We start from the raw sequence: 14,852 nt of genomic DNA on the forward strand, positions 1-14,852 counted from the left end.
TGAGTTTCACGCCGCCTCCGCAGCTCAGGCGGCAGCGCGGGCGGGCAGGGTGGGCGCGAGAAAACGGAGCGCGGCCACTGCCTGGTGCGGGACCACGCCGTTGCCCAGCGCCTTGAGCTGCGCGGAGCGGGACAGGCCCGGGACGGCGGTGACGTGCCCGGCGTCCAGACCCATGAGCCATTCGACGAAGAGAGGGCTCAGCCGTCCCACAGCGTCAACTGGCCCGGGGGCAGGCCGCTGGAGGACCGTTTCCCAGTGCGCGATCGTGGCGGCGTAGGCGCCCCACTCGGCGACTCCTTCGGGAACGCACTCAGAGCCGCCTCGGGCAGATTCGCCCTGCCCGACTGCACCCGCCGGTCCGTTGCATTCGTGCGCGACACCGCGCCCTTCGAGCCGTCCGTGGCCCGCGGGGTGCGCAGCAGGGAGACGACGTGCCGCAGGTTCATCCCGCCCTGTGCCGCGTGCCCGGGTCCGGTGTTCTCCGAGGTCGACGGGGTCGGCAGGAGCGAGCCGACGGCGGTCGGGAGCTGCCCGCGCTGCCCGCCGCCCCGCCAGTCCCTCGCCGCCGGTGTCGGCAGGCCAGGCGAGGACGAACAGTCGGTTGCGCTGGTGAGCCGCGCCCACGTCAGATGCGCGAAGAGTGCACCAGCGCGCATCGAACCCGAGGGCGGCAAGGTCAGCGAGGACGGCGTCGAATCCGAGAGAAAGGTGCCCTGCGACGTTTTCAAAGACCGCGTAGCGGGGTCGTAGAACGCCAAGGGCACGGGCGATGTGGGGCCAGATGTGCCGGGCATCGGCGGATCCCTTCCTTTTGCCGGCGGAGCTGAACGGCTGGCACGGATAGCCGCCGCAGACGACATCGACCGCCCCCACGCGCGAGAAGTCGGCGGTGGTGATGTCGCCCAGGTTCGGCACCTCGGGGTGGCGGTGGGCCAGGATGCGGCTCGCACCGGGGTCGTTGTCCGCCACCCACGCAAGCTCGCCGCCGAACACTGCTTGGACGGCCATGTCCAGGCCGCCGTAACCGGTGCACAAAGAGCCGATACGCAGCGCCCCCATCACGCGGCCTCAGCCGATGCGGCGCGCTCAGCGAGGATGGCGTCCCGCAGCGACCGGGCGTTCGCCGGCGACGTGTGGATGGCGCGGCGGATGCCCTCGCCGGTCACCTTCGCGTCCGGCCAATCGGCCGTTGCTGCCCGCGCTTCGGCGAGCAACTGTTCCGGCGTGCGCTTCGGTCGACTCGGCTTCGCCGCCTCCGGGACGCGGCCCGTGGCGCGGCGCGGTCGGGTCGACTCTGCCGCCACCGGGCGCCGCTCGATCGAGGTGACCGGAGCGGGGTCGGCCGGTGGGAGCGGCTTGAGCGGCATCGACTTGCCCAGGTCGACCGCGACCGGATCGGGCAGAGTCAGCCGGGCCAGCGTCACCACCGGATGCGGGGTCGATTCGGGCAGGTCAGCCGTAGACCGTTTCCTCTCGGAATCGGTGGATTCCTCCGCATTCGCTGCCGGGGTGGGATCGAGGGCAGTCCCGCCGAACGTGGCAGCGAGCGCTTCGTCGGTGAGCGCGGGAACGGGCTCTGCGGGGCCCCAGACGGGCAGGTCCCAGCGGGGTGTGACGCCGGGCGTGACGGGCGTCGTCACGCTGGTCAGCGCCCGTCCGGTATCCGCGCCGTCCCGCGTCTCCTCCAGCGTCGACCACGCCTCGGAGAGAGTCTTGGCGGTCTCGGCCTGGACGCGTGCGACGCGTGCCCCGGCACCCGTCACGGCCGTCAGTCGAGTCTCCTCCGTGGCCGCTTCAGCGCGGAGCCGGGCGCGTGCCACGGCCGCCTCGTCCCGGGCCTCCTGCCGGATACCCCGGATCGATTCCAGTGCCGTCGGGGTGAGTGCCGTGCGCTCCCACAGCCCGTGGACCAGCCACAGGGCCTTGGCAGCGAGAGGAAACCAGGAGACCGCCAGCCAGGCGGCAGGCGAGGAGCTGGTGAGCGCGTGGGCGACGAGGACGCCGGTTGCCGCCGCGCCGAATGCCCAGCCGACGACCGTGACGGGGGTGGAGTGGTCGCCCTGCGCGGCAAGCCGCCGTTCGTAGGCGAGGGTCGCCAGCCATCCCCCGTCGATTCCCAGACCGACGACCAGCGCGATCAGCCACGGCACGGCCGTGCCCAGCCACATCACGACCACGGCCAGGGTGAGGACCATGGACACCGCCGTCATCGCCACAGCGGGCAGCACGGTCTTGGCCTTCATGCCGCTGCCCCCGCCCCCGCCTGCCGGCCGCGAGCGGCCCGCATGAACGGCACCGTGCGGGTCAGCGCGTCGGCGTACAGGGCATCCCATCCGGCGACCTCGTCACCGGCGTCCGCCGACTCCCGCAGGTCCCGCAGGACTTCGCGAGCCACGTCCCGGCGAGCGCGCCGCTCCTCGGCCGTCTCCTCCTTCTCCAGTGGGCCACGGAACAAGTCGATGTCGATGCCGAGGGCCAGCTCCACGAATTCCGCCTCATCAGTGGCCTCTTGACCGGCGACGAAAGTGCGCATGCGCATGGTGGATCTCTCCTTGTCAGGTGCGTCGGGATGTCGCGGGGCGGTCGGCTGTCCTTGTCCGGGAGTGCGACCGCGCCGGGAATGAGGGCCACCACCGCGGTTAGCGGTGGGCCAAGTGCCCCGGGCCAGATTCGATCCGGCGTCCTTCACGGCTGGTTGCCGGGGCGGTGTGCGTCAGAAAGTGCGGGAGATGGTGCCGTGGGAGTCGCCCTTGATGGTCGTCGTCCCCTTGCCGGAGTAGGTCCGGCTGCCGGTGTCCTTGCCGTCCTGGCCGGTGTCGCCCTGGTGGATGTCGCCGTTGAGGGCGACCGCGCCGGTGGCACCGGAGATAACCGTTCCGCCGACGTCGCCGTTGTGGTCGCCGTTCACGATGCTCGTGGTCTTGCGGGCCATGTCTGCTCCTTGGGTGAGAGCGGCCGGTGGTGGCCGCAGTGCCCCGACCGGGAGTCGAACCCGGCCTACGACCATCAGGGCAAACGTGCGGGTGCAGGGGTCAGCGCTGGACGACGGGGCGGTGCAGGTCCCGGTGCGTGACCGTGACCCGGTGACCCGCCAGCCGCAGCAGATCGGCCAGCAAAAGAGCGAAGGTTGGGGCCCTGTGACGGCCCCCGGCACATCCGTCGGCGACGATCACCGCCCCGGCACTCGGACCGGCGGCGAACGCGCCGACCGCCGTCGCGGTGGCCGCGACCAGCTCCGGGATGCCCGGAGTACCCAGCACAGCGGCGCGGACCGGTTCATCCTCGGCGGTCATGTACCGCAGCTCCGGGCTGACGTGTGGGTCACGGAAGTGCTCGCGCAGGTCGATGGTCAGGTGAGCGGCCGGAGGCTCCCCGTGCAGGTAGCCGAACGAGATGATTTCAACGTCGAAGTTGGGCACGACTGCTCCTTTCGCAGTTCGGCAGGAAGGGGCGGGCCTAGCTGATCTGGACGTAGCCGCTGGTGACGCGGCGGCGGACGTTCAGGTGCGAGGCGCCCGTGATGCGCGCGCAGCCCGAGGTGGCGTTGACGGTGAGGCGGCCGGTGGCCTGCGCCGTCGCGGCCATCCGGACGTTGCCGGAGGTGAGGTTCAGCCGGGCGTCATGGCCGCTGTAGGCGCCAATGCCGAGGTTGCCGGAGGTGAGGTTGGCGTCCAGCGGGCCGGTGACCTCGTTGACGATCACGCTGCCGCTGGTGGCCGTGACGTCCAGGTCGCCGACGCGGTCAGCGACCAGAGAGCCGGAGGTGCCGTCGTACTCCAGCCGGGCGAGGGTGCCCGTGATGACGGTGTCGGCGGTGTGCGTGCTGATCAGCGCCACAGACTTGGCAGGTAGGTGGACTTCGGCGGTGATCGGGGTGACCGCGTCGCCGGCCGGGCCGGCGGCTGTGACCTCGCGGCCGTTGATGAAGACCTTGCCGCCGCCGTTGCCGGAGACGTAGACGTTGCCGCCCACGATCTGCACGCCGTTGCCGCCGGAGAACGTCATGGTGCTGCCGCCCATGCGGATGGTGGAGCTGCCGCTCATGCCCCCGGCGTCCGGGACACGAACCCTGAGGTTCTGCCCGGCGAGGCTGACGGCAGTGTCACGGATCGCGTCGGCGGACGGCCCCGAGGTGGCCTCGGTCTTCAGCACCACCCACGCCTGCTGCAGCGCGGGGTCGACGACGACGCGGATGCTGCCCGCGTTCATCGTCAGGTCCAGGGCAATCGGGCCGATGACGTCCACGGGAATCGTGCGCTCGGTCATGGAAGAACTCCTGACTGCGTCGGGATAGAGAGACCAGGCGCGGCGGGCTGTCCTTGTCCGGGAGTGCCGCCGCGCCGGTCATGAAGGCCGGAGCCGCAAGAAGCGGCCGGCCAAGCGCCCCGGCAGGGAGTCGAACCCTGCCTACGACCATCGGGGCGGTGATGCGGTGTCTCCTTCGGGAGCGAGCTCCCGTTTCAGGCGTATGGAGACGTGACCTTTCGGTCTAAGCCCTCCGGTTGACCAGGGATCCGGGCCCCTCGGCCCGCTCTGTCCCGGGCCCCTTGGCCCCGCCGAAGCGGAGCCCATTCCTGTGCAGGTCACGCATCTGTGCAGGCCAAAGAAGGCCCATTCGCCCCGTGCAGCCTGACCAACTTGGCTAGCCCGGTGAGCGCAAGAACAACGTAGCCATCCAGGCTAGTCACGTCAACACCTGACTAGCCTGGCTGTCCTGATCAAGAGGGAAGGACGTAGCATCGGGGCATGACCTTCACGCCCGAACCCCTGGATCCGGACGACGACCGGCCGCCGTATGAGCAGGTGGCGAGCAGTCTTGGCGCCGCCATTCGGACGAGGAAGCTAAGCCCCGGCGACAAGCTCCCGTCGCACAAAACCCTGACCGAGCTGTACGGGTTCGCCCGCGCCACGATCCAGCGGGCGCTCCGGGATCTGGAAGATGAGGGCCTTGTCGTATCCCGGAAGGGCAGCGGCGTATACGTCCGCAACCGCACGGAGCGGCCGGCCGGTCTCCGCCCGTACGTGGAACAGGCGTTTGCCAGTACGAACGTCTCGATTGACTTCGCCGGGTTCTCCAGCGAGACCCTGCACAGCGCTCTTCAGGAGCCCATCGACAAGATCCGCGTCGGCCGGCTAACCCCGTCGAGCATCAACATCCGCATCCTGGTGCCGGACATGTCGGTGCCCCATGCCGCGCCCGTGCGTCGCGAAGACGGGGCGGACGACCCGCGCCTTCGCCGTCGAATGCACGACATGATGGTCGGCTTCACCCGCAGCATCACCAACTCCATCCACGAACTAAGCGTTCTCGGGCTGGTGGCGGAGACCAACGTGAGCGTGCGGGTCCACAGCGGGACGCAGCTCTTCAAGCTGTACGTGATCAACCAGGAAGACGCATTCTTCGGGTACTACCCCATCCGCCCCAACAAGGTGGTCGCAGAGGGGGAGGTCATCGAGATCTACGACCTCGTGGGGGCGGATGCCACGCTGTTCCACTACTCCGTGAACGAAGGCGAGTCGTCCAGCGGGGCTCAGCAGGTCGAGCAGGCTCTCATGTGGTTCGACAGCGTTTGGAACACCATCGGAAGGGACCTCGACCCCGATGGAAAGTAGCAAGCTCGCCGAGATCGCCGGAGCCACCAGCGGAGTCCTGTTCGACTTCGACGGGCCGATCTGCGACGTGTTCGCGGGTCGGCCCGCCCCCGTTGTCGCGCGGGAGCTCTCGGAGGTCGTGGCCCGGCACGACGCGGCGCTTGGCGACAGGGCGGGTCTTGTCGACGACCCGATGGAGATCCTGCGCCTTGCCCCGCAGGGCGGCGAGCCGGTCATCCGGGCAATCGAGGAATCGCTGACCAAAGCCGAAGTGTCGGCCGTCAAGGTCGCGGGTCCGCCCGTCCCCGGCTCCGTCGCCGCCCTCGAAGCGGCGCACTCGTCCGGACGAAAGGTCGCGATCGTCAGCAACAACTCGACGGCCTGTGTACGGGCGTTCCTGATGCTGCACGGCCTGCGCCACCTGGTGCACGAGGTCATTGGGCGCGCCGCCTACTGGCCGGATCTGATGAAGCCCGACCCCCACTCGCTGCTGCTCGCCGCCGCACGACTTCATGTGCTCCCCCATCACTGCACTCTCATCGGGGACTCGGTGACAGACATCGAAGCTGCTCATACCGCTGGAACGATGTCCATCGGCTTCGCCAACAAGTCACACAAGGCCCTCGCCCTGGCTGCGGCAGGGGCCGATGCAGTGGTCACCGACATGGCTACGGTGGCCGGCGCTCTGACATCGAGCCTCAGGTAGCGATCTCAACAAGGGCGGCAGTGGTTCGGATTGAGGCCAAGACAACAGGAAGGTTCCCCGAGGGAGGACTTCGGCGACACTCGCGCTCTCTATCCGTTGGCCGGTCGCCTGTCTCGTGAGTCCAGCTTCCCGCCATCGGCGTTCGACCGACTTGCTTGACCGCCCCACGCGCGGGCGCACGTACATGGAAACCCGGCGGAGCCCCTGACATCGATCAGGGGCTCCGTGGACTGTCCACCGTTAGACGGGGGTGATGCCCATCGCGATGGGCTTGAGCCTCTCCTCGTCCGCGATCTCGTAGTACCGGTTCTTCCTCTGGCCGGGGGGCGTTGGCTTGAGGGCGCCTTCCTTACGCAAGGTGGCGAGTGCCTTCTCGACCGTCGCCCGTCCCATTCCCAGGGCATCGGCGATATCGGTCTGGGTCGGCCCTGCGATCGCCTTCTTGTGTCCTGAGGTCATCACGCGCCTGCCGTCATCAGCCATCGCGATGACCGGCCTGTCGATGGCGAGGTAGTCGAGCAGCCCAGCAACCCTCACCAAGGGAGCATCATTGCTCGCCCCGTAGACGTCCTCCATGATCTGCTGCTGCTCAAAGCTCATGCGCAGCAGGGCCATCCCGAGGGTCGGCTCATGGGAAATCACCTGATGCAGCGCCCTGCCGGGGAGGGAGAGAGCGGTTACGGGCCCTCGCGTGACCACCTGGGGATTCTCCAAGTCCAGGGCACCCTCCTGCCACACGTGGCTGGTCCCGAAGAACGATCTGCCCCTCCACAGTCGAGCTGCCCCCGTGAGGGAATGCATTACGACATACCCGCGGAGAAGGAACACGCACCTGGTGCTCCGGCGGGACACCGCACTGGAAAGTACGACGTCCTTCCCGTCGTACCCCTCATGGAATCGGCAGACGTCAGCGAGGCTATCGAGGACAGTCGGATGGACGCGGTAGGGGTCAAAGAAGCGACCGAGGACCGTCCTGACACGGCCCCGCCTCACCTTGGAGCGGGCGTCGGGCTCCAGCACGGTTTCACTCTTGCTCACCTGGTAACCCCGGGCGGGTACGCCCACCATGTCATCTGACATGGGGAGTCTCATCGCGGACATGCCCTACCGCCCCCCGCTGGGCTGAGGTGAACCGCTGGCATCCACCGCCGACATAGTCGCCGATTCCGACGGCGCGGCCTCCGGGCCGGTCACGGATTTCGGGGCGACGGTCGAGGTGCTGGGGGCGATCGGCTGCTCAACGACGACTCGGACGACGGGGGTGAGGGCTCCCACCAGAGCAGCCAACGCACCGATCACTGCGGCGACTCGAACGGGCTTGCTCTTGAGGTGGTAGATGGCGTAGCACGCGGCAGCCAGCACGATCATAAAGATCAGCACTACCGCGACGGTCCCTTGGGACATCGACTTCCCCTGAGGGGTGAAGGCGGCGGAGCTCCGGTTACTGACCGAAGCCCGCCGCATAGTGGAAACGGGTCATACGTGCTCCGCCGATAACGCGCAGGGGCCTGGCTAGGGCGCCCCTATCGACTTAGCGGCAAATCCTACCGGGAAGGTCATCGCCCACTCAAACTCCCGTCCGGAAGACGGGATTTAACAGCCTGTCACGCAAGCGAGAAGATACGTTTCTGCGTTGGCACTTCAACTGGCGAAAGGCACTCGCCTTCCATCTCTGGAAGCAGTTTGCCGACGAACCGCGATGCCGTGAACAGGGATGACATGCAAGTAGCCCCGTCCATGCGGACGGGGCTCTCACTGTTCGGAGTCCTGGGGGGGCCACCCCCTGGAACGTTCCGAGACTGCTGATCTTGACCCGTTTCCAAAGTCGATCCAGCACGTGCTGTAGATATAACCCCCGCATCGACTCGCGAAATCCCTCCAGGGAGGTATTCAGGCTCGACAACCACTTTGAATCCCTCTCTGGAGGGGTTCTAAAACCGCAAAAGCACTTCCCTTAAGGGCTCGCTGGCGGGTTTTCCCTCTTGGTGGGGGTTCCCCGGCTTGGCAGCTTCCCTTGACATAGGGGTTTCAACGAGAGGCAGGCATCGGCCAACAACTCGATGCCGCACACAGCCCGCCTCCTGGGAGCGGGCAGGGACCGCTTTGGCTTCGCCCTGCCGCGCGGAGCGGCCGCCGCAGCGAGCGATGACGGGTCCCCGAACGCGGACACCCATGGACACCCCGGACCAAGATCGGACAACTCGTAGCGTGTAGGTCAAGGCCCCTGTGCGGCATAGCGGTTCCCCATTGGACTCGGTACCGCTCGTTGTCCTGGTCTTTGTCCAGTGCGCTGACGAACGCCCCCGTTCACCTTCGTACGCGCACCCCGTCTGAGCTGTCGCGTGAACGCCCACGACCGACCCCGTACGGCCACGCGCACAGTTGGAAAGCGTGTTGGGGGCAACCCCTCACGAGTTCGAATCTCGTATCCTCCGCCAGTGCCTCACCGGGCACAACGTCGAAGGGCCCCACCGCTTGCGGTGGGGCCCTTCGCGGTTCTCCGGCTTCGCTGTCCGTGTCGGTTCTCGTCTCGGGCGGTCCGGCTCCGATGCTGTCGGAGGCTCTTGGCCAGAGGGCCGGGCGGGCCCGTGGTGCGTCGGCCCGCACGCGGCCGTGGGCGTCCGTACTCCCGGCGTCGTGGCATGGAACCGGGGCCTCTGGCACACCCGTGTACCACTCGACGGAGCCCTTGACCGCGGGTTCAGAAACGGGGAAAGACTGTTGTTGGACGAGAGGGTGTTCCGGACCGATGCGCTGCCTGCGGCGGACCGGTTCGACTACTGGGTCGAGCTGCTGGGCCGCACCCACGCCCCCATGGAGCTGCGCAGCGACCACACCGACGACTTCCGTGCTTCCCAACGCGTGCTGGACCTCGGTGGTGTCACCGTGTGGTCTGCCACCTACCAGCCCCTGTTCTTCCGGCGCACACCGAAGTTGATCCGGCAGTCCGACCCGGAGGCCTACCATCTTTCCCTCGTCGTACAGGGGACCGGGACAGGCGAGTGGAGGCACCGGGAGACCGAGTACAAGCCGCACGACCTGTTCGTCACCTCCACCTCACTGCCGAACGACATCCGCAGCACGGGGGGCCCGGTCACGATCCTTGCGCTGGAGGCTCCCAAGGCCCTGCTGCCGCTGCCTCGTGACATGGCCCCACGGCTCGTCGGGGCGCCGGTGTCGGCCCGGGACGGTATAGGCGCCCTCCTGGCACGGTTTCTCACCCAGCTGACCGCGGACACGAGCGCGTACCAGCCCTCCGACGGGCCCCGGCTGGGCACGGTCCTCAACGATCTGGTCGCCGCGCTCTTCGCCCACCTGCTCGAAGCGGGCGACTGTCTCCCCCCGGAGACCCGCCGGCAGGCCCTCACCTTGCGCATCCAGGCGTTCATCCGGGAGCACCTGCACGACCCGCATCTCACGCCGGCCACCATCGCCGCCGCGCACCACATCTCCAGCAGCTACCTGCACCGCCTCTTCCGGGAGGAGGACGCCACCGTCGCCGCCTGGATCCGCCGCCTGCGCCTGGAGGCGGCCCGCCGCGACCTGACCGACCCGGCGCTCCGCGCCCTCCCCCTCCACGCCATCGCCGCCCGCTGGGGGTTCCCCCGCGCCACCGACTTCAGCCGTGCCTACCGCGCCGCCTACGGCACCACGCCCAAGGAGCACCGGCATCAGGCCCTCCACGGCCTCGAGTGAACTCGCGCACGAGTGAACGCATTGCCAACTCGGTTGTGCACTCTGAGCCAGCGACTCAGCAGCCGCGCACCGACATCATGGAGGGCGCTGGTTCGGTCTCTCCGGCCAACGGGCCGGGGGGCCTTCCGCGGGGGCGACCCGTGCGAGGCGAACCGCACGACGGGGAACGCACGACGGGGAACTGCGCGACGGGGAACTGCGCGAGGCGACCCGCCTTGCAAGAACTGAGCCACCGAACGGGGGAGAACCTGTTGGTGACTTCCTGTGTCACCCACAGGTTCGTTGGGTGGGTGCGGTAGGCGACGGAGTCCGACTCGGTCGCCTGCCGCACGTCACTGGCCGGGCCAGGCGCGGACGGCGCCGGAGTCCGGCCGGCCGGTCGCCGCGCGGGGCGCTCCTCGGCAGGAGGAGATCAGCTCGACGAAGGGGCGGACGGTGGTACCGATTCGCCCGCTTCCTCGTGCTGGACGGCGGCGTCCACCGCCTCGGGGGGCATGGCCATGCGCACGGCGGTGTAGAAGATGGCGAGGCTGAAGACGATCACGATGACCAGGTCCCACCAGTCGGGGAGCGCGCGGGTGCCGCCGTAGCGGCCGAAGTGACCGATGAGGATCATGCCGCCGAGCCAGGGCCACACCCAGGCGGCCGATCGCGCGCGCAGTCCGCTGCGTTCGGCGGCGGGGATGCCGCGGCGGGTGAGCGCCAGGACGATGAAGCCGAGCAAGGCCGCGATACCGAGCTTCCAGTCCGCCTCGTAGCCGGACCAGTAGAAGATCAGGTTGGCGAAGACGAAGCCGGCGGGGGCCAGTACGGGGCCGGCGGGGAGCCGGTAGGGGCGGTTCCGGCCGCCGTCCTGTACGCGGAGGGCGTACAGCGCCACCGGGGCGAAGGCGTACATGATCGCCGCCGCCGAAGTGACCACGCTCACCAGCGCCTGCCAGCTGGGGAACGGCAGGAACGCGATCTCGCCGACCACGAAGGCGAGGAGGATCGAGACGACGGGCACCCGGCTGCGGCCGACCTGGGTGAGGGACCGGGGCAGGACCCGCTCGCGTCCCATGGCGTAGGAGAGCCGCGCGGCGCCGGCCATGTAGACCAGGCCGGTGCCCGCCGGGGAGATGACGGCGTCGACGTAGAGGATGGTCGCCAGCCAGCCGGCCCCGACGACGGTGGCGAGCGTGGCGTAGGGGCCGAAGTTGCCCTTGCCGACGGGGCTGTCCCAGCCCTGGGTCAGGGCGTCGGGGTTCAGGGCGGCGATGAAGGCGATCTGCAGCAGGAGGTAGAGCGCGGTACCGACCGCCATGGCCACGATCACCGCGCGGGAGACATCGCGCTGCGGGTCGCGCGCCTCACCCGCCAGCTGGATGGCCTGCTCGAAGCCCAGCAGCGCGAACACCACACCGGCGGGCAGGGCGGCGAAGACCCCGTGTGCGCCGTGCGGGGCGAAGCCGCCGCCCGCGGTGAAGTTCGAGCCGTGGAAGGACAGGGTCATCAAGACCACTACGGTCAGCAGCGGTACGGCCGTCTTCACCACTGCGGTGACCGAGTTGATCCCGGACAGCAGGCGTACGCCGAGGACGTTGATCAGCGTGAAGATCAGCATGAAGACGCTGGCGATCAGCAGGCCGGCCGCGGTGAGGGTGCCGTTGGGGTGCAGGACGTCGATCCGGTCGTGGACCCAGCCGATGCGGTCCAGGTACGAGAGCGTGGCCTCGACCTCGATCGGTGAGATCAGGACCGAGCGCAGCCAGGACATCCAGCCCGCGGTGAAGCCGACCAGGGGGCCGAAGGCGAAGAAGGGGAACCGGGCGGTGCCGCCCGCGATCGGGTAGGTGGCGCCCAGTTCCGCGTGGGCCAGCGCGAGCACGGCGAGCATCGTGGATGCGAGCACCCAGGAGATCAGCGATGCCGGTCCGGCGATGACGGCGGTGGTCAGGGCGCCGAGCAGCCAGCCGGAGCCGATGATCGATCCCAGGGAGATGAACATCAGCCCCCAGAACCCGACCGCCCGGTGGAGGTGGCGGGTTCCGGTGGCGCTGTCACTCCCCGCTGCGGATGGCCTGGTCACGCGCGCTCCTGGTTCACGGGACCATCTTGGTCCCGGGAGGCGGAGCAGGCGGGTATGCGCGTTGCGTGTCGGGGTGGGTACCGAGAGTGAGTTGACGGGTGGGTGCGTGGCCGGGGTGCGCGTGGGTGGGGTGCGTGGCCGGGGTGCGCGTGGGTGGGGTGCGTGGGTGGCGGTGGGCGTGTCGACGGGCGTGGGCCCGGCCGTGGCGCTTCCGGCGGTGCCCGGGCGCCGGTTGCCGCCTGCGGCCGGTGGCTAGTGGCTAGTGGCTGCCCGGGCGGGCGACCGGGTGTGAGGAGCCGTTGCGGGGTGGTGGGTGGGCGTGGAAGAGGGTGGCGTACAGGCCGTGGTCGGCGAGTAGCTGGGTGTGCTGCCCCGACTCCACCAGGCGTCCCTCGTCCAGGACCAGGATGCGGTCGGCGTCCGTGGCGAGGTCCAGGTCGTGGGTGATCACGAGGGTGGTGCGGCCTTCGGCGAGGCGCCGCAGCGGGCCGAGGATGCGCTGGGTGGCCAGGGCGTCCAGGCCGGTGGTGGGCTCGTCGAGGATGAGCACGGGGGCGTTGCGCAGCATGGCGCGGGCGATCGCGACGCGCTGCAGCTGGCCGCCGGAGAGCCGGGAGGTGCCGGGGGCGATGACGGTGTCGTAGCCGTCGGGGAGGGCGGAGATGAACCCGTCGGCGTCGGCGGCACGGGCGGCGTCGACGACGTCGCTGTGCGTCACGTCGTCGCGTCCGCAGGCGATGTTCTCCTCCACCGTGTCGTGCAGGACGAGGGTGTCCTGGGGCAGCAGGGTGATGTTCTGGCGGAGCCGGTCGAGCGGCAGCCGGTTCACGGGGATGCCGTCCAGCCGGACGCTGCCGGTGTCCGGGTCGTAGAACCTCAGCAGCAGGGCGGCCAGGGTCGACTTGCCCGCGCCGCTGGGGCCCGTGATCACCACCAGTTCGCCGGGCACCGCGGTGAAGGAGAAGTCGCGGAGTACGTCCTCCTTGCCGCCGGGGTAGCGAAAGCCGACCCGGCACACCTCCACCGCGCCGACGGCGCGCGCCGGTGCCGGCACGACGACCGCGGGGTCGGGATCGGTGACGGAGGGTGGGGCGTCGAGGATTTCCAGCAGGCGCTCGGCGCCGGCGGTCGCTTCGGTGACCGTCAGACCCAGCTGGCCGAGGTCGCGGATCGGCGGGTAGAGGTAGCCGACGAATGCGGCGAAGGCCAGGAGCTGCCCCAGCGACATCCGTCCCGCGGAGATCTCCCACGCGCCCAGGCCGATGATCGCCAGGACACAGAGCGTTTCCAGGACCTCGACCAGCTGCCCGTACAGCGCGTTGAGCCGGGCGCTGGTCACCGAGGCCCGCAGCCAGCTGCGCGCCTCGCGGCGGAGCCGTTCCTGTTCGTCCCGCTGCCGGTTGTAGGCCTGGGTGAGGACGACGTTGACCAGCCCTTCCTCGACCACCGAGGTGATGGCACCGTCCGCCGCCCGTTCCCGGCGGGACACCTCCTTGACCCGGCCGGTGAAGCGGGTGGTGGCGAGCCAGAACACCGGGGCCAGGGCGAAGGTGGCGAGCGCCAGGTCCCAGCGCAGCAAGAGCGCGGCTCCGGCGTAGAAGATGATGCCGAATCCGGCGGTGGCCACCTGGACGAGGCCGGAGACCACGAGTTGTTCGATGGCGTCGACGTCGCCGGTCAGCCGCTCGACCAGGTCGCCGCGGCGGTTGCGCTGGAAGAAGTGCGGCGGCAGCGTCTGGAGATGGGTGAAGACGCGGGCGCGTAGCCGCATCACGAAGCGTTCCGCCGTCCAGGCGGCGAGTGAGCCGCCGAGGTACCCGACGATCGCGCCGGCGACGGCGACGCCGAGCCACAGCCCGGCAGGTTGCCAGAAGGCGCTGACCGAGCCCTTCTGCAGGGCATTGTCGGTGAGTTGGGCGAAGAGCAGGATGGCCACGGTCTCCGCGAGCGCGGCGACGATGGCACTCAGGATGACCAGGGCGATCCAGCGCCGGTCGCCCCGGGTCAGCGGCCAGAAGCGCCGTACCGCTTCCTTGAAGCCCACCCGTCTGGTGCGGATGGAGGTGTCCGCGACGAGCGCGCGGAACACCCGGTCCATGGCGGGGTCCGGGTCCGGGTGCGACCGGGCCCGCGCACCGCTGACGGGTTCGCTGGTCTTGGTGGAGGAGGTGGATGGGGTGGATTGGGTGGAGTGGTCGCCGGCATCGTGCGGCAGTGCCGAATTCTCCTCAACGGGCCCTGATTCCGCGCCTCGTCGGGGCGATGCTGCGGGGCGCTCTCCGCGCCGGCGTGAGCTACGCAGGTTCATGATCGCTACGTCATCTCGTCGCTGGTGGGGTAGTTGAGCGGAACCACTAGGCACCGCCCCCTAAAATGACGAGGCAAACCCGCGCCTTACGCGAGCCTGCCTCGAACTCAGAGGTGTGCGTCAGTAGCCGTAGCCGTAGAAACGCCCGCGGCCTCGACGGAACCGCCTGCGGCGCCTGCGGCGGTCGTGGTCGTGGTCGTGCCAGTCGTCATGGTCGCGGCGACGCCTTCTGGGGAAGACCTTGCGGAAGCTCATACTCGCCTCCTCGTTGGGTTTTCTCGTTGTCGGACCGTTTCCGGCTCCGACAACTCCCAAGCTACGACGCACAACTGTCTCCAACAAGGCGAAATGCGTGAAAATTCAGACATAAGCCGATTTTCTTATTAAACGTGGCTGAGGGTGGCGAGGGATCACTCTCCGGATGCCATGCGTCGGGGCGGGAAGCGGCGCGCAGACGACGACACGGGCGGGGCAGTAGCGGG

The 14,852-nt window shown here is 69.1% G+C and carries 14 protein-coding genes; 3 read left to right on the top strand and 11 right to left on the bottom strand.

Annotated features, from left to right (window positions below; translation table 11 throughout):
* Nucleotides 1-24: 24 nt before the first annotated feature.
* From ABZ851_RS00945 to ABZ851_RS00970, 6 genes are all read right to left on the bottom strand, one after another.
* Nucleotides 25-1,059: a DNA cytosine methyltransferase gene (locus tag ABZ851_RS00945; protein ID WP_361120291.1), complete on the bottom strand. Its 1,035-nt coding sequence runs from the start codon at nucleotides 1,057-1,059 to the stop codon at nucleotides 25-27.
* A complete protein-coding gene (locus ABZ851_RS00950) occupies nucleotides 1,059-2,243 on the bottom strand; it encodes a hypothetical protein (protein ID WP_361120294.1) in 1,185 nt (394 codons plus the stop codon). Before ABZ851_RS00950 ends, ABZ851_RS00945 begins: the two co-directional genes overlap by 1 nt.
* The gene (locus tag ABZ851_RS00955) at nucleotides 2,240-2,533 is read right to left on the bottom strand and encodes a hypothetical protein (RefSeq protein ID WP_361121745.1); all 294 of its coding nucleotides are present in this window, start codon (nucleotides 2,531-2,533) and stop codon (nucleotides 2,240-2,242) included. The genes ABZ851_RS00950 and ABZ851_RS00955 overlap by 4 nt, the downstream gene beginning before the upstream one ends.
* 180 nt (nucleotides 2,534-2,713) lie before the next feature.
* The gene (locus tag ABZ851_RS00960; RefSeq protein ID WP_361120297.1) at nucleotides 2,714-2,932 is read right to left on the bottom strand and encodes a hypothetical protein; all 219 of its coding nucleotides are present in this window, start codon (nucleotides 2,930-2,932) and stop codon (nucleotides 2,714-2,716) included.
* Between the two features lie 100 nt (nucleotides 2,933-3,032).
* Nucleotides 3,033-3,419, bottom strand: a complete 387-nt coding sequence (locus ABZ851_RS00965; protein ID WP_361120300.1) for an RNase adapter RapZ — start codon at nucleotides 3,417-3,419, stop codon at nucleotides 3,033-3,035.
* A gap of 37 nt (nucleotides 3,420-3,456) precedes the next feature.
* Nucleotides 3,457-4,266, bottom strand: coding sequence for a DUF4097 family beta strand repeat-containing protein (locus ABZ851_RS00970; RefSeq protein ID WP_361120303.1), 810 nt, complete (start codon nucleotides 4,264-4,266; stop codon nucleotides 3,457-3,459).
* Nucleotides 4,267-4,746: 480 nt separating this feature from the next.
* Between ABZ851_RS00970 and ABZ851_RS00975 the strand changes: the two genes are divergently transcribed.
* Together ABZ851_RS00975 and ABZ851_RS00980 are read left to right on the top strand one after the other, a co-directional pair.
* Nucleotides 4,747-5,613, top strand: a complete 867-nt coding sequence (locus tag ABZ851_RS00975; RefSeq protein WP_361120306.1) for a GntR family transcriptional regulator — start codon at nucleotides 4,747-4,749, stop codon at nucleotides 5,611-5,613.
* Nucleotides 5,603-6,298 carry an HAD-IA family hydrolase gene (locus ABZ851_RS00980; RefSeq protein ID WP_361120308.1) on the top strand — a complete coding sequence of 232 codons (696 nt, stop codon included), beginning with the start codon at nucleotides 5,603-5,605 and terminating at the stop codon, nucleotides 6,296-6,298. The genes ABZ851_RS00975 and ABZ851_RS00980 overlap by 11 nt, the downstream gene beginning before the upstream one ends.
* A gap of 240 nt (nucleotides 6,299-6,538) precedes the next feature.
* Here the strand turns inward: ABZ851_RS00980 and ABZ851_RS00985 are convergent, their stop codons facing one another.
* Complete coding sequence (locus tag ABZ851_RS00985; RefSeq protein WP_361120311.1) at nucleotides 6,539-7,378, bottom strand: helix-turn-helix domain-containing protein; 840 nt, start codon at nucleotides 7,376-7,378, stop codon at nucleotides 6,539-6,541.
* 24 nt (nucleotides 7,379-7,402) lie between these two features.
* Entirely contained in the window at nucleotides 7,403-7,678 is a 276-nt protein-coding gene (locus ABZ851_RS00990; RefSeq protein WP_361120314.1) for a hypothetical protein, read from the bottom strand.
* A 1,344-nt stretch (nucleotides 7,679-9,022) separates the two neighbouring features.
* Between ABZ851_RS00990 and ABZ851_RS00995 the strand changes: the two genes are divergently transcribed.
* Entirely contained in the window at nucleotides 9,023-9,994 is a 972-nt protein-coding gene (locus ABZ851_RS00995; protein WP_361120317.1) for a helix-turn-helix domain-containing protein, read from the top strand.
* 412 nt (nucleotides 9,995-10,406) lie between these two features.
* Here the strand turns inward: ABZ851_RS00995 and ABZ851_RS01000 are convergent, their stop codons facing one another.
* The 3 genes from ABZ851_RS01000 to ABZ851_RS01010 all read right to left on the bottom strand — a co-directional run bounded on the left by ABZ851_RS01000 (nucleotide 10,407) and on the right by ABZ851_RS01010 (nucleotide 14,625).
* Nucleotides 10,407-12,062: an APC family permease gene (locus ABZ851_RS01000; protein ID WP_361120320.1), complete on the bottom strand. Its 1,656-nt coding sequence runs from the start codon at nucleotides 12,060-12,062 to the stop codon at nucleotides 10,407-10,409.
* 259 nt (nucleotides 12,063-12,321) lie between these two features.
* Nucleotides 12,322-14,160, bottom strand: a complete 1,839-nt coding sequence (locus ABZ851_RS01005; RefSeq protein ID WP_361120323.1) for an ABC transporter ATP-binding protein — start codon at nucleotides 14,158-14,160, stop codon at nucleotides 12,322-12,324.
* Nucleotides 14,161-14,490: 330 nt separating this feature from the next.
* Nucleotides 14,491-14,625 carry a hypothetical protein gene (locus tag ABZ851_RS01010; protein ID WP_361120326.1) on the bottom strand — a complete coding sequence of 45 codons (135 nt, stop codon included), beginning with the start codon at nucleotides 14,623-14,625 and terminating at the stop codon, nucleotides 14,491-14,493.
* Between the last annotated feature and the right edge of the window lie 227 nt (nucleotides 14,626-14,852).

Origin of the sequence: Streptomyces sp. NPDC047049 (genome assembly GCF_040643995.1) — a bacterium.
GTDB classification, from domain to species: domain Bacteria; phylum Actinomycetota; class Actinomycetes; order Streptomycetales; family Streptomycetaceae; genus Streptomyces; species Streptomyces mooreae.

Coding starts and splice junctions, on each gene's coding strand:
- ABZ851_RS00985 (WP_361120311.1), bottom strand. CDS start 7,378: ATGTCAGATGACATGGTGGGCGTACCCGCCCGGGGTTACCAGGTGAGC.
- ABZ851_RS01005 (WP_361120323.1), bottom strand. CDS start 14,160: ATGGACCGGGTGTTCCGCGCGCTCGTCGCGGACACCTCCATCCGCACC.
- ABZ851_RS00980 (WP_361120308.1), top strand. CDS start 5,603: ATGGAAAGTAGCAAGCTCGCCGAGATCGCCGGAGCCACCAGCGGAGTC.
- ABZ851_RS00950 (WP_361120294.1), bottom strand. CDS start 2,243: ATGAAGGCCAAGACCGTGCTGCCCGCTGTGGCGATGACGGCGGTGTCC.
- ABZ851_RS00975 (WP_361120306.1), top strand. CDS start 4,747: ATGACCTTCACGCCCGAACCCCTGGATCCGGACGACGACCGGCCGCCG.
- ABZ851_RS01010 (WP_361120326.1), bottom strand. CDS start 14,625: ATGAGCTTCCGCAAGGTCTTCCCCAGAAGGCGTCGCCGCGACCATGAC.
- ABZ851_RS00955 (WP_361121745.1), bottom strand. CDS start 2,533: ATGCGCACTTTCGTCGCCGGTCAAGAGGCCACTGATGAGGCGGAATTC.
- ABZ851_RS00970 (WP_361120303.1), bottom strand. CDS start 4,266: ATGACCGAGCGCACGATTCCCGTGGACGTCATCGGCCCGATTGCCCTG.
- ABZ851_RS00960 (WP_361120297.1), bottom strand. CDS start 2,932: ATGGCCCGCAAGACCACGAGCATCGTGAACGGCGACCACAACGGCGAC.
- ABZ851_RS00945 (WP_361120291.1), bottom strand. CDS start 1,059: ATGGGGGCGCTGCGTATCGGCTCTTTGTGCACCGGTTACGGCGGCCTG.